The organism is Streptomyces sp. NPDC001709 (assembly GCF_053596375.1).
In genome coordinates, this window is the sequence record NZ_JBSFGB010000012.1 from 84,179 (window position 1) to 103,927 (window position 19,749).

Consider the following 19,749-nt stretch of genomic DNA (forward strand, 5'->3'; position numbering starts at 1 on the left):
TGGGAAACTCGGCACAGCCGCAGCCGTACCGCCTGCCAGCTCTCGCCCTGGCCAGCGCACCATCGTCACGCTCTGGTGAAGCGGGCGGCCGCACCGGTGGTCTCGTAGAGCCGGTACGCACGGCATGCCGCCAGACGTTGGTCACCCGGTCGCCGTCCGGGGGCGGTCTATCTCATCCCGCCACACGCATTGGGACCCCGCTGGCTTTCTCCACCCATCCAAGCTGCTGCCAAAACGAACATAAGGCGCACAGCCCAGGTGAACGGTCCATCCCCCACGCTCAGCCGAAGCCGAGCGACATGCCACTGCGTAGGGGGGAGAGCACCCGCTCCGGCGGTTCGATCCGCCGCCCTGAGGCCTTGGTTCGCCTACCGATGCCGATCTGCCCTCGCGTCAGTCCCGCGCGATCACTCTGGAGTTGAGAAGTGACGCGGCCTTCCCCGATCCACCCGCCGCAGCGGGCCTCACGAGGGGCCTTGATCCATCCGGGACCGGACCTAGCCGGCCGCTTGTCGACGGCGTCCCCGTCGAGGTCAGGGCCCTGCTGGGCCCGGGGTTATGCGTGGCAGCAAGGAGCCGAGTGACTTGAGTGGTCAGCTCCGCTTGCCTCACTATGAATACAAGGTACGGCCATGTATGTATAGTCTGTCAAGGAGGTGAGACAAGAAATGGCTGCTGACGTGGTGGTTCTGCTGGTCCCCCTTACGGTGTTGTGCTCCACTAGGGGGGCCATGTACAACCATGCATATACGGGAGGCCCCTCAGTGGCTGATGAGGTCGGACAGCCGGAGTACCGCAGGGTCATGAACGCCCTGCGCAAGGGCATTGCCGACGGGAAGCTGAAGGTGGGGATGCCGATTCCCTCTACCGACAAGCTCATCGCAGAGCACGGCGTCTCGAAGACAGTGGTTCGCCGTGCGGTAGATGAGCTCAAGGCTGAAGGGCTCCTGGAGGGTCGCCCCGGCAAGGGCGTCTATGTGAGGGCACGTCCCACAGACCTCCGGGAGGAGCATCAGTCGGTGCTGGAGCTGGCTCAGGGGCTTGAAGCAGTTCAGGCTCAGATTCGTGTGCTGCAGAGCGCTGACGTCGAAATCCTCAACAGGGTCAACGAGGAACTCCGGAAGCTGCGGGGCATCGTCGCCGTGCTCCAGGCCCAACTCATGGATCTCTACGCCAGGGTTGGTCAGCCCTACCCGCGTGATGCTGCCCCGCTGAAGGCCGAGGATGATCAGGACGCGCCTGAGGCGAATCAGGCCTTCGGAGCTTGACCGCAGTACGGATCACCTGGAGGGGACAAGTGGCGCAGGAAGCAACCGTCGTTCAGCTGGGGAGCAGGGCGAACTACCGACCTGACCTCGGGCAGCTAGCTCGCAGCCAGCTGGCCACCGCCCGCAGCCTCAAGGGGATGTCGCGTGGCGAATTCGCCGGTCTGCTTTCGACCATGACGGGGTGGCCCGTCAGCGAGGAGTCGATCAAGGCATGGGAAACGAAAGCGACACCGCCTGGCGATGTCGTGGTCGCGGCCGAGTTGATCGTTCGCCAGGCCGGCACGGGGGTAGGGGAGGGGCAGCCTAGAGACGCCCTCACTGAGATCGTCGGCAACCAGTTCGCAGACGTCACGGGCGTCTACCCCAGCCGCTCGGAGTTCCAGGCGAAGGTTTCTGTAGCGGCCCTCCTTGATGATGCACGCGAGATCCGCGCCTGCGGTCTGTCTCTCAACATGCTGTGCCAGACCTACGCTGACACCCGCCTCCTCGAGATCATCGAAGGTGGGGCAACGCTCCACTGCCTCTTTCTGGAGCCGTACGGTCAGTTCATCAAGCAGAGGGAGCAAGAAGAGGGCTACCCAGACGGACAGTTGTCCGCCCTCACGGCCCTGAACCTCAGCATCATGAAGCGAGTCGCCGACAGGCTCTCGGCCGAGGCCGCGCCTCGGCTGAGGTACGCCGTTTACGACGAGCCACTGCACTTCAACATCTTCCTGATCGATGGGCAGCTGTGCGTTGCGCAGCCGTACTTGTCCCAGACCCGAGGGGTCGACTCCCCGACCTTCCTCGTCAGGAAGCGTCCATCGACCGGAGGCCTCTTCAGGACATTCGAGCAGGTCTTCAATGCACTCTGGGAAAGGAACGGGGAGAACGCATGACCGAATTCAGTGACCTGCTCCGCGTCGCATCGGCGGCTGTTGACGAGGCAGCCCGCCTCGTCAAGAACATGGCCCTCGAGGCCGTGGACGCCAAAGGCGACCGAGACATGGTCACGAACATCGACCTAGCCGTCGAAGAGAGCGTTCGGCAGTTCCTCGACAGAGAAACACCCGAGATCGGGTTCTACGGTGAGGAGGGCGGTGACACCGCCACTCAAGGCTGTCCGCTGACGTGGGTCCTTGATCCAGTCGACGGCACCGCGAACCTGACGCACGGCATCAGGCTTTGCGGTGTGTCGCTGGGGCTCGTTCAGGGACAAGATGCCGTCGCGGGCGTCATCGACCTGCCTTTCCTCGACGAGCGCTACTCCGCTGCCCGTGGACTCGGTGCGGAATCTCAGGGCCAGCAGCTCCAGGTCCGGACGTCGGGCCGCCTTGATGAAGCGATCGTCGGTATTGGCGACTACGCAGTGGGCCTCAACGCTGAGAAGAAGAACCAGCAGCGCTTCGCCCTGACTCAGCTGCTCGCCCAGGAAGTCCTGCGGATTCGGATGCTGGGGTCTGCCGCGATCGACCTCTGCTGGGCCGCATCCGGCCGCCTCGACGCGTGCATCGCCCTCAGCAACCACCCTTGGGATATGGCGGCTGGCGTCGTCATCGCCCGAGAGGCGGGTGCAGTCGTCATCGACCTGGACGGCAGCGAGCACAACCTGGCATCCACCGCGACCATCGCGGTGGCTCCCTCACTCCGGGACCCCCTCATCAACCTGCTGGCAAGGCTCCAGTCCAGTCCTCCGAACGCGACGGACGGTCTCAACGATGCGGGCTAGCACAGACACGTGCGAGGGCCTCCACCTCTCATCTCCGCGGCAAAGGCACCGGGGACCTAAGGTCGCTTTCCCTGACCTGAACTTGTCCGAATTGGGTAGGGGGCAGGTTCGGTCCGCCACTCATCGTGCAGCCACCAGCCGCGTGCCGGAGGTCGACTTTGGGGCTGTTGGAACGTGCTTCAACGTCCCCAACACGCTGCTGAATTCAGCATTCCGTGCGCCTTTCACCCCAGTAGGGTTGCGTCGAAAGTTGCTGGTTCCTACGGACTCCGCGCGCCGGCCTTCTGGCCGGACTGGCGCGGCGGCCTTCCACGGCCGACCTGGGCCTCGTCCTGCTGAGGCCCAGACCACAGTGTCCTCGGGAGAGATGCCTCTCCCAGGGGAGAGGAGTGAGATGCGGTAATCACCCGGGCGGCGCCGGCTTCACCGGACTTCGAGCCGCCCCCGGTCATTGACGGTGTTGGCGCACCGTCTCCGACCATCACGTCACCGCTCGGCTGCAACCCGAGCGAAGGCCTCACGAGGCCAGCAGGAGTGCTGACTCGGGAGGCGAGTTGATCCCCACAGGATCCGAAGCCCGGAGTGGGGCTTCGTGTTGCCTGCAGACAGGAAGCTGAGGCACAGCCCATGGTGCAGCATCGTGCTGCCACTTGTCAGCCCAGGCATGCCCTGTTGGTCGAGAATGTGATTGCTTTCTCGCCAACATGCGACTGGGTGTTCCAGGCCGCGCATTGCAATAGTTCATGTTTGCCCTATTTTGCCGTATGTGGTCCGTCTCGGCAGGAGTGGTCAGCGGACCTGGCCTCTGGCCATGCCATCCCCTCGCGTTGGTGCGGCTTGGCCTCCGAACAGGGGGCCAGATGAGCTCTCTCTGTTCTCCCCCGCTATCGCGCACGGGCGAACCTCGGGACGCTGCCATTTCCACCGCTTCGGTGGCTACGGGTCTGTTCGTCCCGGAGTCAGGGCAGTGGCTCTCCACCACGTGCTCCAGAGTCACGCGGGACGGGTACAGCTGGCTTCAGGCCGTCCACTGGGTGGCTGGAGCGGGGGTGTACTTGCCCCGGCGCTCGCATGGCCCGCGAGAGTTCGGTTCGACGACCGTGCGGGTCGCTCAGGTGCTCGCCGAGCTCACTCCCTGCCGCCCGGGCGTTCCGTACCTCGCGCGGAAGTTGGAGCTGTCCGAGCGGACGATCGAATACCAGCTGTCCATGCTGCGCGAGGCCGGGCTGTTGGCGTACGTGTCAAAGGGCGGCCGCGTCACGGGGGAGGGGAAGCGAGCATCGGAGTTTGTCCGCGCTATCCCGCCGGTTTTCGACGAAGCGCTGGGCATTCGGACACTCGGCGCTGGGCCTGCGCGTCGGTTCGTTGGCGTGGAGGAGAAGGGACGGCCGACGATCGCGCGCCTTGCTGCTGCGGCTGCACGGAAGGTCCGGCCCAGGCGACGCACAGGGTCAAAGTCGGCTCCCGCCGGGAGGAGTTCGCGAGCTGGTCGTTGCACCCCAATGGGGGGTAGTTCCTCAGGCTGTTCATCTGCGGGTAGTACTTCTCTCCCCCCTGAGAGCAAGCTCGAAGACGGGAGGCGCGGGACGGCCACGGTTGAGGGCAGGAGTGCTCGTCATGCGCTGAACCCCGTCGGGCGTAGATACCGGTTGGCAGCGGAACTGGTTCGCGAGGTGCCGTGGTTGCAGCGTGCCTCGGTGCCGAGGATCGCTTGGGTGATCCGCGATGTCGCCGACGCGGGGTGGTCGTGTGACGAGGTGCTGGCCTGGCTCCACATCCGCGGCGCAGCCGAGCACGTTCGGCGTCCTTCTGGGCTGCTCGCGACCCTGCTGGCCACGGCCTTGGAGGCACTCGACACGGAGGCCAAGCGGAAGACCGCGGTGGAGCAGTGGCGCGACTCCCGCCGGGCTGCGCGGGAGCGGCATGTGGAGTGGGAGGGACCGTGGAGGGCCCCGTCCAGCCATGTCCTCTCCAAGCAGGTCAGGGCTGCTGCCGACCAGATTCGGGCAGGTCTGGCCGCGCCCGCTCTGGCAGAGATCAGCGCAGGTCAGGAGCCGGACGTTGCGTCGCTTTCGAAACAGGAGGTCCTGGACCTAAGGGCGGCGGCTGCCAAGGACCACGGACTCGTCCTTCGCTGGCTCGACTTCGCTGGAGAACTCACCACGCGCCGAGTGTTCACTAGCAGCTTCGTCGACGACGTCCTCCGCCTTCGGGGAACCGGCCATCTCGTCCTTCACGGAGGTGCCCGATGACCAGCAACACACCGAGGCCCACCGAAGCGGAGCTGTCCGGAGTCGACCTTGCCAGAGTCGCCCTGCGCGCAGCACAGGAGAACGCCCGACGCCGGGGAACAGAGCAGAGTGCACGGAAGCCGAAACACCGCGCCCGTCCGGTGCAGCGAGACGGCCGCGACCCCATAGGCCTCGGACAAGCCATCATGGGCTTGATCGCCGACCGCGCATGGGACACACCTGTGGCTGGCGGCTCCGTACTCGACCAGTGGCCCGCCATCGCGGGCGACCTTGCACGGTACGTTGCTGCTGTGGGTTTCGACGACGAAACTGGTCGCCTGGACCTCCAGCCTGAATCCCCGGCCTACGCCACCCACCTGACCTTCGAAGCCACCAGTCTCATCAATAAGGCCAATGACACCGTGCGCGCAGGTACCGTGAAGGCCATCCGAATTCTGCGCCCTGGGTCAGTCGGATGGACCTCAACTCGCCCATCCTCGGATGCCGATGGGGTGCCGGTGTACCGGGCGCCCTCAGCGCCGTTGGCCCGAAGCGAGTCTCGCCGTGAACCACCAGCTGGCTACCTCGAAGCCGTCAATGCGGCCCGCGCTCATCGGGCGCCGCTGCAACAGGCTCCGATGGAGCTTGCTGCCATTACCGAACGCCAGTCCCGTGACTCCCGAACGCGAGGACGAGTACAGGGGCCGGAGGCCGACATCGTGCCGATGCCCCAGCATGAGACGACAGAGCAGACCAGACAGCGTGCGCTGCGACGCATGGCGTTGGAGCGACAGGCAGGTCGTGCGGAGAGGCGCAAAGTCGGAGCAGAGACTGATCAGCCACGGGGCCAGTAACAAGGCAGAGATGGCGACGCAGTCTGCTTATGCAGTGCCGGGCAACGACATCCGCATGCTCCGGATCACTCACTTGAGCCTCGCCCGAGGCACTGTCGAATCCCGCCGCGGGCTCCTGCATCGCACAGTCCATCCAAAGGAGTTTCAGCCACCGGCCCGGTACCGAGTGGCTGGCCTACCGCCACCGCCTCTGGCCGGCTTCCATCACCCGGCCCTTGCCGGTCAGTCAGACGACTGCCGCTTGGCCCTGCAGGCGGCCGTCAGTATCGGCCTGCTCCTCCAAGGCGTCCTCCCAAGGGGGTGACACTGGAGGGCTTCCGGGAGGACAGGATCGAGGCGTTCGAGACTCCGATCCGCTCAAGAAGCTGTTCGAATCTGGGAGCAGCGGCCACGCGATATGTGACCGTAGCCCACCCGGAACGAACAGCCGAATTGCCCGGTAGGACGTCTCGTCACCCGGTTCCTGGCTGTGGATCAGTGATCGAACTGTTCAGGTCGTGGAAGAGCTCTCCCACCTCGACCCCCAGCGCGTCGGCCAAGGCGAACACTTTGTCCAGCGACACGTTGCGCCGACCACCCTCGACACCCACATAGAAGACGCGGTTCATGCCGGCCGCCTCCGCAAGTTGGGCCTGAGACAACCGCGCTCGCACGCGTAGGTCCTTCAGGCGCCGCCCGAACGCCTGACGACGCGCCAGGAGAGCAGGATCGGCGGTGTCATCAGGCGCTTTCGGCATGAGCAAACCGTATCTGAAACGAGTCATGTTGCCTATAAGCGACACAGCATGTAGCTTATAAACAACATATCGTTGAGAGTGTCCCAACCTCACCGCCAGCTGCATTCTGACCTTGGGAGTACCGCTGTGACCGATCATCTTCCAGCTGCGCGCCAGACCGGGCTCCCCCAGGACCCAGCGGCTGAGATCGCACAGCTCACCGCGGAACTGGGCGAGTTAGCGGCCGAGGCGCAGCGATTGACCGCGGCGACGGAGCCCGAGGCCGAGCAGGGTGCCGCGCTCGCTCCGGCTGCCGGCCAGCAGGCAGGCGAGGCCAAGGCCAGCATGGTCCGGCAGCTCGCCCGCCTGCAGCGCCTGCAAGAAGACATCGACAGGCGAAAGGGACGACTCCGGGAGTTGATGGAAGCCCAGATGCAGGCGGCCTACCTGGCACTGGAACCGCTGCGGGCCCAGGCCGCGCGTATGCAGGAAGGGATCGCGGCGATTACCCTCTACCTCGGCATCGAGGAGGCCATCGAGACGCTTCGGGAAGGCGAGCCGGCTGCGGCGAACACGCCCGTGGTGTTGCGGCAGATGGTCCTCAGCGCGGATCAAGAGTGCATGGTTGCCGCCGAGAGTGGCGGCCTGGACGTCGAAGGCCTGGATGACTTCTTCGCCTGGCTTCTGGCCGACGACACGAACTTGGACCAGGTCCTGCCAGAGCCCAAGGGCATCGTGGCGCTGGTGCCGAGCCGCACCGAGCGCCGTTATGCGGGGGATCCTTGGTTCAACGCCGCGATGAAGGAAGCGAACGCCGCGACGTTCTTCCTGGTCCGCAACGGCGAACGTCTCTTTGCGGTCTTGAACGAACTCAAGCTCGAACGACGACTGTTCCCAGCTGTGGACGAGTTCGCCAACCTCTTCCGCGACCACTGGGGGCGCCCGCTGGAGCCGGGCAGCCTTCAGTGGAAGAAGGCTGAGGAGATGGCCGACGCAACCCGGCGGCAGTACATGAAGGTGGGACTGCTACTACAGGGGCTCGTCGACCGCACCACGATCCTGCACCCGCACCCGGAGCAGGGGCTGAACCTGCTCGACCAGGACGCCATCGACGCTGGCAGGGTGGTCCTCATCCCGGACGCGGAGGACTCCTATGCGCTCGGCGACGGAAGCGAGCGGTTCGTCGACTGGCAGAAGCGCGTCAATGCACAACTGCGGCCGGGCATGCGGGTCATCGTGGCCAGTAGGAGCGAAGCCTTCCGCCAACTGGCGTACGGCCGCGACGACTACCAGCGCGGCCACTCCCGCCTCCACCCCGCGACGGCCGACGCCCCCAGCCCCGGCACGATCTACACGATCGAGCAGCGCCGTCCGGACGGAGGGCTGGTCATCCGCTACGAGCGCACAGACGAGATATGGACCGACAGAGGACTCCGTCCCGCGAGGGTTCGAGCTTCCTGCACCGTGCGCGCCGAGGACCCCTTCCTCCTTGCCTACGACGCAGCCGATCCTGACCTTCTGCGCACCTTCCTGCGTAACCGGGTCGACCGGGAGCACTATCTGGACATGGTGCCCGTGATCAACATCGCAGTCACGGCCAAGGAGCAGGAGAGGGCCGCCGAAGCGCCCTTCCGGCAGATGGTGATCGGCATGCTGATGCAGCAATCCGACGTCAGTTTGGCGGAAGCCGAAGAGGCCGTCGTCGGCCTGGTTGACTGGTGGAAGTTTGCCAACCGGTTTCACCGTCCGCTGACCGGCCGCGGAGCAGAGGCTGACGCCAAAGCCGCCCGGGACATCCTGGCCGAGTTCCGGCGCCGGCAGCGCACCGAACACGACCGCGCTGCCATAGAGGTCGTGGACGCGCTGGCGGCCGAACACCCGGATGCACTGCTGATCGCTCAGACTCATGCCGGTCACCTGGTCGTGCTCACGCCGCATCCGAAGGGTCCGTTCGTCACCGAGCACACCTTCAACCGGCGTGGACAGCCGCGCAGCAGCCGGGAGTGGGTGCTGCCCGGGGCGCGGCCAAACCGATGGACAGCCCTTCGCAGCACATCCGAGTGGGAGAGCTGGGACCATGGCGCCACCCTTGCCGAGCACCTGGCCGGTCCGGAGCGTGAAGTCCTCGCTGAGGAGGCCATCCGGCTCGCCCGCACGGAGTTCCCCGCCCGGGAGGTCGCTGCTGTGACGCTGCAGGACAAGCACGCCGTGGTCGCATGGACGGTCAGCTCCTGGGGCGAGACGGACGAGGATCATCCGGCTACCGGCAAGGCAGAAACAGTCACGCTTGAGGGGTACGGCTTCCTTTGGCACCGGGACCGTCGCAAGAAGGCAGTCGCTGGACGGTGCGCCTCGTTCGGCCAGCGCAACTGGGATCGGTTGGGAGGCCGACATCCCTGGAAGGCTTCATGGGGTCAGGTGGTCGACGTCCTGAGGCTGGACGCAGACCTCGTCCGGCGAGCCGAAGCCGCTCACGCGCGCTACCAGGCGGTGGCGCGGCGCCGAGAGGAGATCCGGGACGCCGCCCGAGCCGCCTACCGTGCGGCGGAGTCCACTTGGAACGAGATCCAGGAGCAGAAGGCCTACAGCGCCTTCCTGACCGAATACGGGGAGCCGAGCCTGTGGGAGGGCCACCGCAAAACGATCAAGCTATCTCCGATGCCCCAGCCTCCCGATCAGACCCGGGGCATATCCAGGCTGCTCGGCACCTCCTGGTTCACTGCCCTCACCGCTCTCATCGAGGCGGGTGAAGACGTGGCCGACTACACCCTTGGCCAAGCTCTCGAGACCCAGGGCGTAGACGACATTCCGGCAGCCCTGTTCTCCCTGCCGCTGCGCCGCCCTGCCTGACAGATGAGAGCAGCGGCAACCCGGACGCGAGGCCCCACTTGGGGACTCGCGTCCGGGCGCCTGTGCCGCAGTCCAGGATTCTGCGCCTCCGCGCGCTTCCGTTCGATCACGGACCTCGCGTAGCCGTCGGGATGTGGCCGCTGCCCCAATGGTGGCCTGCACGACTGGAGTGTCGGCAGAACGGCACGCCGACGAACCGGCCGGTGTCACCTGGTTCCTGCATATGGGGCGGTGCAAACGGTTAGCCACCACCGTTCGTTCATCGCCCGGTGGCCGCTGCTGACCGAGCGGACGGCGGGAGAGGGTGACTTCTCCCATTCGCCCTGACAAGGCAAGGTATGGCCTGTCTGCCGTGCGCTTGGCCCCTGGTGCCTTCCGACACGCGCGCTCACCCAAGCGAATGGTCGCGTTGCCCCGACTCCGCTGTCCCGGCGCCTACGAGGGCGATTGCAAACCCTCGAAGGGATCGAACCCGAGCTGCCCAATGACCCGCTGGCGGGTAGCCTCCTTGGGTCGCCACTGTTGGCTGACCGGGTAGATGAGGTTCAGACCAGCTGCCGGAGGTAGGAGCAGATAGTCGGCCCTCGGACAGCCGGTGAGGTGCGGACATTCCTCCAGCACCCGGTTGCAGAACGCACAGAGAAGCCCCCCACCCGGCCGGTCTGGTGGTCGTGGTCGACCATCGCCCCGGGATATAGGCCGCACAGGTGGCAGTCGGCGCCGAGCGCGTCGATCAGCGCGGCACGCAGGCGCCGGATGGACGCCGTACGGGCCGGACGCGGCGGCCACAGGTGCCTCAGCTCATAAGAGCCGCCCTGGCAGCGGTCCGGCCGGTCGACAGTGCCCGGATCCACGCCCGGGCCGGTCGCCTGCACCGACCACTCGACGACGAGGGAGCCCCAGACCACCGTGCCGGCACCTTCCTCGTCCAGACGGCCGCCCCTCCACTCCTGCGGCCCGTGCTCCCGCTCGATCCACCCACAGTGCTGACGGTGCCTCCAAGCGCCGGCGGCCCCCGCATCCCCACACAGCATCCGACCCGCCCGTTCGAGATGGAACCGGCCGTCATCGCCAGGTACCGCGAGGCTCCGGCCAGGCGGCCCCAGCGGGGGAGAGGGCAGGGGACAGGGCCGCTTCTCGGCATCGCGGACCAGGTCCTCAACGAACGCGACCCCCTGAGGGGCCCAGCGCCACAGCAGCTGTGCGCGTCGGTAAGGGGGCAGTTCGTCCAGGCTGGCCATGGGGGGATCCTGGCCTACGGCACTGACACTCGGGCCCGGACCGGCACGCTGCCGCAGCAGAATGACCCCGAGTACCTGTCCGTCTGTGCACCGGGGTCATTCGTGGTGTGTGCGGTCATGCCGACGACGACACTGACAGGTCCGTCAACGCCGGGCTGCCGCAGTTGCCTTGAGCCTGGCCTCGACCTCGGGCGGAAGCGGGAGAACCGGCACGGTGGCCGGGTTGGTCGGCCCCTCGTCCTGAACGCCAGCGGGGCCGACCACGGCCGACCAGCGGCTGATCTCGCGGACCTGGTGCGAGGAGACCTCCCACAGCGAGTGACCCGCCCCCATCGTGTCCGCACCACCCATGTCGAACCAGTTGATGCGCATGTACCCGCCGTACAGAGCCAGCGCCGTAGACATCCATTGCACCGCCACCGGATCGACGTCGCACGCCCACCCGTCGTGGTGCGGATGGGTCCGGTACTCGAAGTAGCCGAAGCCGTCGCGCCGGGCGAACGCGGGCAACGGGCCGGACGCCGGCTGACTGCCGCTGCCATCGCACGTCAGGTACATCTCCCGCGCCGCGCACCCGGCATCGTCACAGGACACCTCGGTGTCGGACAGCCGCAACCACAGAGCTACCTGTGCGTCCTGCCCGTTCTCGGTGGGCAACGACCACACCCGCTCACGGCACTGCGACGCCTCGTGATCGCGGAACCGCCACTGTTCGGGGAACTCATGTGCCAGGCCATGGAGGTAGTGGCCGACCAGCCGCCAAGCCTCCTCGGCCGACGGGTTGATGACGTGGGCAGTGTCGGCGCTCATGCCCGGAGTCTAGGGCTGCCGAGGGAACCCTCTGTACCGAAGTCCGAGAAGGTACAGCTCCCGCATCGAGGATTCGGCGAAGCACGGCGCAGCGGGAGACCGGCTCTGCCAGCAGGAAACAGTGACGCGAATAAGGCCCCATTAGTCACTCAACGGCGTACAGCTCGGACAGCGGTTCGAGGACGGGTGGTGAGCGGCACAGTGGACGCCCGTGACGGACGTCGACGTCCACGCGCTGGCCCGCGCAGAGCCATAGCGACGGCAGCTCACCCACCGCGGCTGGCAGGTCCAGTAGTTCGCCGCGATCAGCATGGGCTTGGCGCCAATGGCCGCTGACCGCATTACCAGGCGTATTCAGCGACCGGACCTCACAGCAATGCCGTCAACTGTCACCCTCCTTCCCTGGAAGAGGCAGTACGCGCATGTGACGCTGAGGTGCCTTGGTAGAGGAGGCGTCACTGGTGGGGACAGGCTCGTACGGCTTCCACAGCGGGGACTTCCGGTAGGGGTGGTCCTGGTCCCAGCGGGGCGCGCCGGCCAGCGCGACCACCCGGCTGAGGGGGATCCGGACCGGGCGGTGCCGCCCGCCGGGCTTGAGCGCCAGCATCCCGTCACCGACCTCGTCAAGAGTCCCGTACAGGCTGGCCCAGACACCGTCGTCGCCTTCGGGCCCGCACCACATGTCCAGTCGCAGCACCTGCCAGCTCAGCCAGGTGCCAAGCTCCTTGAGGAACTCGGTCTGCTCGCTCCCGCCGGGGATCCAGCAGCCATAGCCGTCGCTGAGCGAAGCCGCGATATGGGAGGCCCGCTCGCCGTCGCCGCCGCGCTCGAGCCGGCCGCTCGCCGCGGCGCGGGCGTGCCGCTGTCCCTCGACGACCTCCGGCACCGTGTCCGGGCCGCTGTCGGCGTCCCCGGGCAGTACGGGGAAGGCGGTGCGCAGCAGCTTGAGGGCGGCCGTCTCATCGGTTCGGCGGCGGCCGGTGACGGGCCCGCCGACCACGAACCGGGGCGGGTAGTGGCCGCCTTGGGCAGCCTGCTCCTTCTCCAACTTGGCGACGATGTGCCCGGGCGCGGCGATGACCGCCGAGTAGGACGGTCCGGCGGCATCCCCGGCCTCGCTGAAGTAGTCACGGCGCCGATAGCCGAAAGGGACCAGCGGGCCGATCACCGGGGAGGCGGCGAGGTAGGCGATGGGAGCATCCCGGGCATTCGTGAGCGGCCAGTCGTGGACGAGTAGCAGCCGCGGCGCCGTGTGCGCCGACTCGGCCTCGAACTCGGCCTCCATCCGCGCACACACCTCGGCGACCGCGCGCGGCCACCACATCGCCAGCTCGTGATCTGCCCAGGACGACGGGCTGTCGTACCTCTCGCCCGGGCTCTGCGGTGCCGGAAGGCGGGTGACGTCCACGACGCGAGCCCCGGTCAGCTCCCGGGACACGGCGTCCCGCACTAGCTCGACCGTGCGGGCCGCGCCCAGACCGCGGGAGCGCGCCGCCAGCCACACCCCGCACACCAGCTGCCAAACCTCAACTTCCGGCTGCGACTCGTACGGCCGCCAGCGCCGGGCCGACTTTCCCGCCACGGCGGCGGTCACTTCGTCCAGCACGCGCCGCTCCGGGCTGCCGGCCGTGCGGCGCACCGCATCACGGGCCCCGTTGTACACGTCAACCTGCGGGCAGTCGGCGGCATAGTCGGCCAGGAAATCGCCGAATACGAAGGCCAGTTCCTTGCGAGCCGTCGCCAGTACCCGCGTATCCCTGCTGAGCTTGCGATCCGTCCGGGCCCGCTTGAGCCAAGCGTCGAACTGCTCCTCGTCACCCGGCTGCTGCTGGGCCGCATAGCGGGCGTAGCCGAGCCAGGTGCGCACCGACTGATCCGCCCGGGCGCGCTGGAGCGCCACCGCCCGCTCGCTGACGAACGCGGCCGCCCGCCACAGGGCGTCCGGAGCGTCAGGCAGGGAGACGGAACACTTCTTGCAGATGTCGTCGAACACGTCGAACAGGGGATACGTGGCTGCTTCCGTCGCGGGCTTCGCGTAGCGACAGCCGCCGTAGGAGTAGCGGCGCAGATCGGAGTGGGGGACGTGGTACTTCCCGCCGCCCCCACCAGTCAGCGCGACCCGGAGCGCGGCGAGCGCGGGCAGCTCCACGCCGAGCGCAGCGAAGCCCTGTGCGGAGATCGCCGGAAGGGACTGGGACATGGATCAGTCCTCCTGTCCGCCAGCAGAGGCGGAAGACCCCGTGGCCGGAGCGCCAGAATCCCGGCCAGCGGCGGTGATGTGATGGCGGGCCAGCGCGTCGGCGAACTGGCTCGAGAACTCGACCAGCTCAGGCAGCGTGTAGTTCGACGTAAGGGATCGCAGCATCATGGAGACCTGGATCTGCGCCAGGTCGAAGGCGAACCGGTGTCCACGGGCCCGCTCGAAAGCGGCCAACGCACGTCCCGCGTCCCCCGCCGCAACGCTGCCACAGGCCCGGGCCCACGCCCGCAGGGTCGCAGGCAGGGTCGCCTCCGGCAATCCCGCCAGAATCGTCATGGTGGGCAGGTCCCACACATCGCGATGGAAGACCTCCTCAGTGGTGGTGAACCCGTCGGCGAAGTCGACCGCTCCCACCATGCCCCGCCAGTGCTCCTGAATCTGCTGCTCAAGCTGGTCCAACGAGGTCCGCCACTCCCCAACGGTCTGAAGGCCGCGGCCCTGATTGAAGGACGCGATACACCCGGCGCCCAGATACAGCCAGGCCGCCGCGAGATCGTCGGGCTCTGTCTCCTCGCAGAACGACATGAACGCGGCGTGCGCCTCGCCCTCCTCGTCCTCCTCGACCAGGTCCGCGACGAACAGCGGCGTAAATCCGCCCAGCGCCGCCCGGGCGCGCTCCGCCCACGGGGAAAGCTCCGACAGAGGCACAGGCATTGAGGACGATTCCAGAAGGGACGTGTCGGCGGCGAGCAGGATGTCAACGGCCCGCTCACGGCCGACCTTGTCCAAAACCGCTGGCAGCAAACCCTTACGCGCGGCCTCGGCGACCCGCCGCAATGCCTCCTGGTAGCCGCACCCGGATGCCTGGTTCAACGCACGGGCGATCCGCTGCTGGTTGCTGAGGTTGGTCTTCTTCTTCGGCTGTGCCATGACGGACTCCTGCACATCCCGGCGATGCCATCCCACCACAGCAGTCGCCAGGGAGCGTACGAGTCGTCCAGGACACGCGTTACGACCGGTCACGTTCGCATCCGAGCGGCAGCTCGATTCACCCTCGGCCGGAGGTGGGCCCGGCCGCGGCGCGCACCAGCGAAGTACGCCCGTACGACGATACAGGGCCCCAACCGCACGGTGTGACCCGATTGCAGGTCCGAGCGCCCCCACCGGGTCCGAACAGCCGCTCGCCTGCGAACGGCACCATGCGGCACCACCTGCTCCCGGCGACGAGCGATTCCGAGGCATAGGGAGCGGCTCGGCCCCGGTACCGTTGTCTCATGGGACGTGACAGGGCCAAGAAGCAGCGCCGCCGACGCCCTGAAGGATCAGCTCGCGGGCAGGGCCTAGCACGCCCCACCTTGGTGGTCGCGATCAACGAGCAAGACCTCCGCTACATCCCAGAACAGGGCGGCCGTCAGCCTTCCTTCGCCGCGTACTGGTCCGAAGTGTGGCTCCAGGCGAACTCGTGCCTCACCGGGGGCATGCGCCCCTTGCTACGCCCCTTCGTCCCTGAGGACTTCATGCGCTACTGCCGAGCGGCCGGTCTTTCGGAACGATCGCCAGAGACGTTTGCCGCGTACGCCCGTCAAGAGGCACCGGGGGACGAGCTGGTGGTCTTCCAAGGCGAGCCGCCGGAGATGCTCCTGCACCTCATGGCACACGAGCGGGACGCTATTGCGATGCTGGCCCGATGCCGCGCGGTACTCGCTGCCGCCGTGGACCAGTTCGGGGTAGAAGCGCGGACGTGGGCCCAAGGCTTCGCGACTTCGATCCTCGAGGCGGTGCTGAGACAGACGATGGAGGGAGACGAGCTCGTCCTTGTAGCGAAGGCCGGGGGCGGCTTGCCCCTGGGCACGTACGCGCTGTCGCTGCCTTGCCGGGGTCCGGAGGGTGAGCGCGATCGCATGCGCCTGGCGACGCTTCTTGCTGCCTCATGCCTGGCCGCGGCGAAGGGAGTACTTGCCCTCCGGCGGCAGGCCAGGGAGGGCGTTGAGGTCCACGTGTGGGAGCTCGCCGACCAGCGGCTCACCCCGAGTGAACATGGCGAGCTCATCCTTGAACGGGAAGGTTCGGAGGGCGACGCGGAGTGGTATGTGCCCGGCTTCGCGCTTCCACAGCCGATGTAGCTCGGCAGCCCAAATCTGATCCCGGGACCACCGCCGGGCGCCACGCTGGCGGCGGTCAGCGGCAACGCGCAGTGCCCCGCGCCAAGGCGGCGTTCAGGGAGCGCGCAGGTAGTCCAGCCGCGGAAGCAGACAGCGATCTGCCGGATGGCGACAGCGCACGCGACAACACGTTGAGGCCCGGTGAACAGGCACTCTTCGGAGTTCCGTACCTTGCACCACGAGACCACCACCTTGATCAGGCAGCCGCCCAGGCATCGCCGCCAGCCGCCAGCGGGGCCGCCGGCGTGCGGGCCAGGGCATCGGGGACCGCGTCGAGAAAGGCCCGGAGGAGTGGCTCGGCCTGCGGAAGGTCCAGCCCACCCCGCCCCTCGACCGGTACCGCGCGCGCCTCGGGCGGCATCGCAGCAGCCAGCTCCCGAAGTCGCGCGACGTCCTCGGGATCGTAGGGACCGATCCGCCACGCATCGAACCCGCCAGGGCTGACCCCGGGCAACAGCCGACCACGGGCAAGCAGGTGCAGGGCTTGGAGCATGGCCGCACTCCAGAACGCGGCCGCGGGGGCGCCGCCGGGCATCTGGCGTGCCTCGGAGAGCACCCGCAGTGCCTGGGCCATGGGAAAGATGGTGGCTTCGGCTTCGCCTCGTCGCACGGACGTCCCGTGCGGGCGTACAACGGTTATCCGGTTCACCGCCTGTGGCGGAGCTGTTCCGTCCGGGCGCCAGAACGCCATACGCCCGGTCCTGGGCGGGTCGGACGGTATCAACACTACGGCGCAGTCAGCGGGGGCCCGCACCAGCGATGCCGGGTCGCTGTCCGCAGCCTCGATGTGTGGCGATGTCATAGTCGGCGTAGCGGATCCCACAGACTGCAACCTCTCTGCCCCCACGGCCCGGCCGCACGAGGGCCGCGCTCGCTGAGCGTAGAGGCGCGGAGAGTCGGGTCATCGCCGAATGAGACGACACCACCCAATCGAGTCGACACCAGACTGGAAGGTTCCGTTGAAGGGTGCCGGGACGGAGGCGGCCTTTTGGGCTCAGGCCGCAAAGACGTTCGGTCGGAGTTCCGCCCAGCGGAGTAGTCGCCGTGCGGCCCGTGTGCGCGGCGTAGAGGGTGGGCTCATGAGCGTGCTGTGGTCTGGGCATATCACCTGCGGGCTGGTGAGCGTGCCAGTGAGGCTCTACACGGGCATCGAGGAGGTGCGGCCGCGTCTGCACCGCGTGCACGCCGCCGATGGGGCTCGGATCCGGCATCGCCGGGTGTGTGAGGCGGAGGCCCGCGAGGTCAGCGAGTCCGAGATCGGCAGGGGCTGGGAAGCACCGGACGGCCGGGTGGTCGTACTGCGGGGCGAGGACCTGGACCATCTCCCGCTGGCCACTCGCAAGGCGGTGGAGATCGTCGGCTTCGTCAACGATCGGGACGTCGACCCACTGCTATACGAGCGGTTCTACTACGCCGGGCCGGCCAATGGGGAAGCCGCCCTGCGCCCGTACGTGCTGCTGGTGGAGGCGATGACCCGCAAGGGCGTTCTCGGTGTGGCAAAGTTCGCGGCGCGCACCCGCGAACGGCTGGCGGTGCTGCGGCCGCGGCGGGGAGTTCTCGTCGTTCATGCCCTGCGGTGGCCGGAAGAGGTCCGGCCACCCGAGGACGTTCCTGGGCAGGTTCCTGTCGCCGGGCGGGAGCTGCAGCTTGCCGAGACGCTGATCGACCACCTTACGGGCGTGGACATCAGCACCCTGCACGACGAGTACGGCGCGGCCCTGGAAGCGGTTGTGGAAGCCAAACTGGCGGGCGTGGGCTGGGAGGAGCCTCCCGAGGTGGCGCCGCCGGAGGACCTGATGGAGGCGCTGGAGGCCAGCATCCGCCGGGCCCGCGACGGTCGTGGGCCGTCCCCGTAAGCTGCGCGCCGAGTGATTCACCCTTCCTCGCCCGGCGTCGGCTTCGTTGCCCCAGGTATGACGGATGATCTGAAGTCCCGGACCCTGGCTAACTGCCGCAACCCTGTCCCCGAGCACTGCCCGGCACGTGGCGGGACTTCTTCAGCACCTGGAAGCCGATCACGGGGCAAGCAACGACGAGGTGATCGAGCGGGCCCTCGGCGACGCCGTACGGGCCGCCTCGGCGCAGGACGAGTCGTGGGCCGTGGAGTACGTCCAAGAGGCCGTGGACCATCACCAAGGCGCCGCGGACAGCGCGCTGGCCCTGGCTGACCTGGCAGGCTGGGATCCGGTAGGCACGGTCGCCGCTCTGCCGGGGATGGACCGCGGCACTGCGGGGTTCACTCTCGGACGCGGGGAACCGTGCCGGGGCGTCGGAGGACGGCACCGCATAGCCAGGCCGGGCAACCGCCTACGGCTGCTGACCGTGCTGGCGCCGGGGGCTATCGACGGGATCGTGACTGCACTCTGGCGGGCGCCTGGTCTGCCACGCTGTCGGCCTCGTCGGGGAAGTCGACCTCCACGGTGTAGAGCGGTTCCACGAATAGGCCCTCATAGCGGGGACTGGGGAGGGCAGCCCTTCCCGTCGGCCGCACAGCAGCCCGCTGCGGCAGTTCCTGAACCGGAACGGTGGTCATGGGGATTCCCCTCACACTCTTGTGTCCTGCGGCCAGCAGCCCGGATGCTCCCGCACCTCGTAGTGGAAGAAGGACGATCGGGCACCAAGATCATATGTTCGGGTCGCCCTGGCTCGCCTCCCTGTATCTGGCGACCTACCCAGACAAGGAATGTGCTGGTCCGGAGATGCTGGCGGATGGCAACGGACGCCCGTGGTTATCGGGTCTGGCGCGGGGGCAGCAGCGGTGTGCCCTGTTGATGCACACGCTGGCTGTCGGCCGCGGCAGGCCGTGTCGGCTGCACAGGCGGAGGGAGCGGAGGAGGCGGAGGAACCGCCGAAGGGCGCCGGCCTGCAAGTGCCGCTCGTGCTTCCGGCTCGGCCATCCGAGTCGGCAATACGGCCTTCTGCTCGGGAGACAGGTTCCTGAGCCGCTGGAGGGCCGAATCGACATCGCGTGGCTTGGGGCGCGGTCTACTGGCATAGATTCGCTCTGCCATGGTCCTGATCGCCGACCGCACCTGTTCCGCTTGCCCCAAGGGCACTCCCAGCGCGGAGAACCGGATATTGGGGATGTTCCTGATCTGCAGGAGGGACCCGTAAAGTCGCAGATAGGGCTCAACGGGGTCCATGCCCGGCGGCTGCTCCTGCACTGCTCGCTGAAGCACCCGTTCGGTCAGCCTGGCGAAGGCCTCCTGCCCCCAGTGCTGCTCCTGCGCGGTGAGGTCAACGAAGTCCCTGGGGTCCAGCCGGGACTGGACTGCCTGCAGCGTCTGGATGGACAGGGTGGTCATCGAGCTGACCCGTAGGCCGCCGATTTCAGCAGGCGCGTTGTACTGCGGCATCACTGAGATGGTGAGGCGAACCGCCAGCGCATCAGCAGCATGGGCCGTATCCGGTATTCCTTCGGGTGGGAGATAGGTGATGGCTCGAGCAAGGCCTTGCTGCCCGAGGCGTTGCTCGATATGGACCCTGTACCCCAGATGTGCGAGGGCACCTTGCACTACATCCCGGGACCGGTCCGTGTCGTGCGGCACTGGGGTAGTCAGCGAGATCTCTCTGGCCTGGCGCTGGAGAGCCAGATGCCGGGCCAGAGCCACGTCACCGCCGACCTGAAACGGGACACCGGTTTGGTCAAGCGCCGCCAAGGCGATGTCGGCATCGCGTGCCGCGCGCTCGAGGTCCCAGATCACACTGC

15 protein-coding genes are annotated in these 19,749 nt (G+C 67.5%); 8 read left to right on the forward strand and 7 right to left on the reverse strand.

All coding sequences use genetic code 11. The features are described from left to right. Positions 1-668: 668 nt before the first annotated feature. From ACWC0C_RS19370 to ACWC0C_RS19390, 5 genes are all read left to right on the forward strand, one after another. The gene (locus ACWC0C_RS19370) at positions 669-1,268 is read left to right on the forward strand and encodes a GntR family transcriptional regulator (RefSeq protein ID WP_450864985.1); all 600 of its coding nucleotides are present in this window, start codon (positions 669-671) and stop codon (positions 1,266-1,268) included. A 29-nt stretch (positions 1,269-1,297) separates the two neighbouring features. Further along, entirely contained in the window at positions 1,298-2,146 is an 849-nt protein-coding gene (locus ACWC0C_RS19375; RefSeq protein ID WP_450864986.1) for a DUF5919 domain-containing protein, read from the forward strand. After that, complete coding sequence (locus tag ACWC0C_RS19380; RefSeq protein ID WP_450864987.1) at positions 2,143-2,976, forward strand: inositol monophosphatase family protein; 834 nt, start codon at positions 2,143-2,145, stop codon at positions 2,974-2,976. Before ACWC0C_RS19375 ends, ACWC0C_RS19380 begins: the two co-directional genes overlap by 4 nt. Positions 2,977-4,673: 1,697 nt before the next feature. Then, entirely contained in the window at positions 4,674-5,228 is a 555-nt protein-coding gene (locus ACWC0C_RS19385) for a hypothetical protein (RefSeq protein WP_450864988.1), read from the forward strand. Beyond that, positions 5,225-6,061 carry a DciA family protein gene (locus ACWC0C_RS19390; protein ID WP_450864989.1) on the forward strand — a complete coding sequence of 279 codons (837 nt, stop codon included), beginning with the start codon at positions 5,225-5,227 and terminating at the stop codon, positions 6,059-6,061. Before ACWC0C_RS19385 ends, ACWC0C_RS19390 begins: the two co-directional genes overlap by 4 nt. Positions 6,062-6,513: 452 nt before the next feature. Here ACWC0C_RS19390 and ACWC0C_RS19395 read toward each other — a convergent pair whose 3' ends face one another. Continuing rightward, positions 6,514-6,798, reverse strand: coding sequence for a helix-turn-helix domain-containing protein (locus tag ACWC0C_RS19395; RefSeq protein ID WP_450864990.1), 285 nt, complete (start codon positions 6,796-6,798; stop codon positions 6,514-6,516). Positions 6,799-6,924: 126 nt separating this feature from the next. On the opposite strand from ACWC0C_RS19395, the gene ACWC0C_RS19400 reads away from it, so the two are divergent. Further along, entirely contained in the window at positions 6,925-9,627 is a 2,703-nt protein-coding gene (locus tag ACWC0C_RS19400) for a hypothetical protein (protein ID WP_450864991.1), read from the forward strand. 545 nt (positions 9,628-10,172) lie between these two features. Here the strand turns inward: ACWC0C_RS19400 and ACWC0C_RS19405 are convergent. The 4 genes from ACWC0C_RS19405 to ACWC0C_RS19420 form a co-directional block, all read right to left on the reverse strand. Continuing rightward, complete coding sequence (locus ACWC0C_RS19405) at positions 10,173-10,535, reverse strand: endonuclease domain-containing protein (protein WP_450864992.1); 363 nt, start codon at positions 10,533-10,535, stop codon at positions 10,173-10,175. 477 nt (positions 10,536-11,012) lie between these two features. Then, positions 11,013-11,678, reverse strand: a complete 666-nt coding sequence (locus ACWC0C_RS19410) for a hypothetical protein (RefSeq protein ID WP_450864993.1) — start codon at positions 11,676-11,678, stop codon at positions 11,013-11,015. 382 nt (positions 11,679-12,060) lie between these two features. Continuing rightward, positions 12,061-13,878, reverse strand: coding sequence for a hypothetical protein (locus ACWC0C_RS19415; protein WP_450864994.1), 1,818 nt, complete (start codon positions 13,876-13,878; stop codon positions 12,061-12,063). 3 nt (positions 13,879-13,881) lie between these two features. Further along, on the reverse strand, positions 13,882-14,808 hold the full coding sequence (locus ACWC0C_RS19420; protein WP_450864995.1) for a hypothetical protein: 927 nt from the start codon (positions 14,806-14,808) through the stop codon (positions 13,882-13,884). A 425-nt stretch (positions 14,809-15,233) separates the two neighbouring features. Here ACWC0C_RS19420 and ACWC0C_RS19425 point away from each other — a divergent pair, with 425 nt between their 5' ends. Next, on the forward strand, positions 15,234-16,001 hold the full coding sequence (locus tag ACWC0C_RS19425) for a hypothetical protein (protein ID WP_450864996.1): 768 nt from the start codon (positions 15,234-15,236) through the stop codon (positions 15,999-16,001). A 235-nt stretch (positions 16,002-16,236) separates the two neighbouring features. Here the strand turns inward: ACWC0C_RS19425 and ACWC0C_RS19430 are convergent, their stop codons facing one another. Beyond that, positions 16,237-16,614: a hypothetical protein gene (locus ACWC0C_RS19430; RefSeq protein WP_450864997.1), complete on the reverse strand. Its 378-nt coding sequence runs from the start codon at positions 16,612-16,614 to the stop codon at positions 16,237-16,239. Positions 16,615-17,119: 505 nt separating this feature from the next. On the opposite strand from ACWC0C_RS19430, the gene ku reads away from it, so the two are divergent. Further along, complete coding sequence (gene ku, locus ACWC0C_RS19435; RefSeq protein ID WP_450864998.1) at positions 17,120-17,896, forward strand: non-homologous end joining protein Ku; 777 nt, start codon at positions 17,120-17,122, stop codon at positions 17,894-17,896. 873 nt (positions 17,897-18,769) lie between these two features. On the opposite strand, the gene ACWC0C_RS19440 is transcribed toward ku, so the two are convergent. Next, entirely contained in the window at positions 18,770-19,744 is a 975-nt protein-coding gene (locus ACWC0C_RS19440; RefSeq protein ID WP_450864999.1) for a hypothetical protein, read from the reverse strand. Between the last annotated feature and the right edge of the window lie 5 nt (positions 19,745-19,749).

Coding starts and splice junctions, on each gene's coding strand:
- ACWC0C_RS19410 (WP_450864993.1), bottom strand. CDS start 11,678: ATGAGCGCCGACACTGCCCACGTCATCAACCCGTCGGCCGAGGAGGCT.
- ku (WP_450864998.1), top strand. CDS start 17,120: ATGAGCGTGCTGTGGTCTGGGCATATCACCTGCGGGCTGGTGAGCGTG.
- ACWC0C_RS19420 (WP_450864995.1), bottom strand. CDS start 14,808: ATGGCACAGCCGAAGAAGAAGACCAACCTCAGCAACCAGCAGCGGATC.
- ACWC0C_RS19390 (WP_450864989.1), top strand. CDS start 5,225: ATGACCAGCAACACACCGAGGCCCACCGAAGCGGAGCTGTCCGGAGTC.
- ACWC0C_RS19415 (WP_450864994.1), bottom strand. CDS start 13,878: ATGTCCCAGTCCCTTCCGGCGATCTCCGCACAGGGCTTCGCTGCGCTC.
- ACWC0C_RS19395 (WP_450864990.1), bottom strand. CDS start 6,798: ATGCCGAAAGCGCCTGATGACACCGCCGATCCTGCTCTCCTGGCGCGT.
- ACWC0C_RS19370 (WP_450864985.1), top strand. CDS start 669: ATGGCTGCTGACGTGGTGGTTCTGCTGGTCCCCCTTACGGTGTTGTGC.
- ACWC0C_RS19430 (WP_450864997.1), bottom strand. CDS start 16,614: ATGGCCCAGGCACTGCGGGTGCTCTCCGAGGCACGCCAGATGCCCGGC.
- ACWC0C_RS19380 (WP_450864987.1), top strand. CDS start 2,143: ATGACCGAATTCAGTGACCTGCTCCGCGTCGCATCGGCGGCTGTTGAC.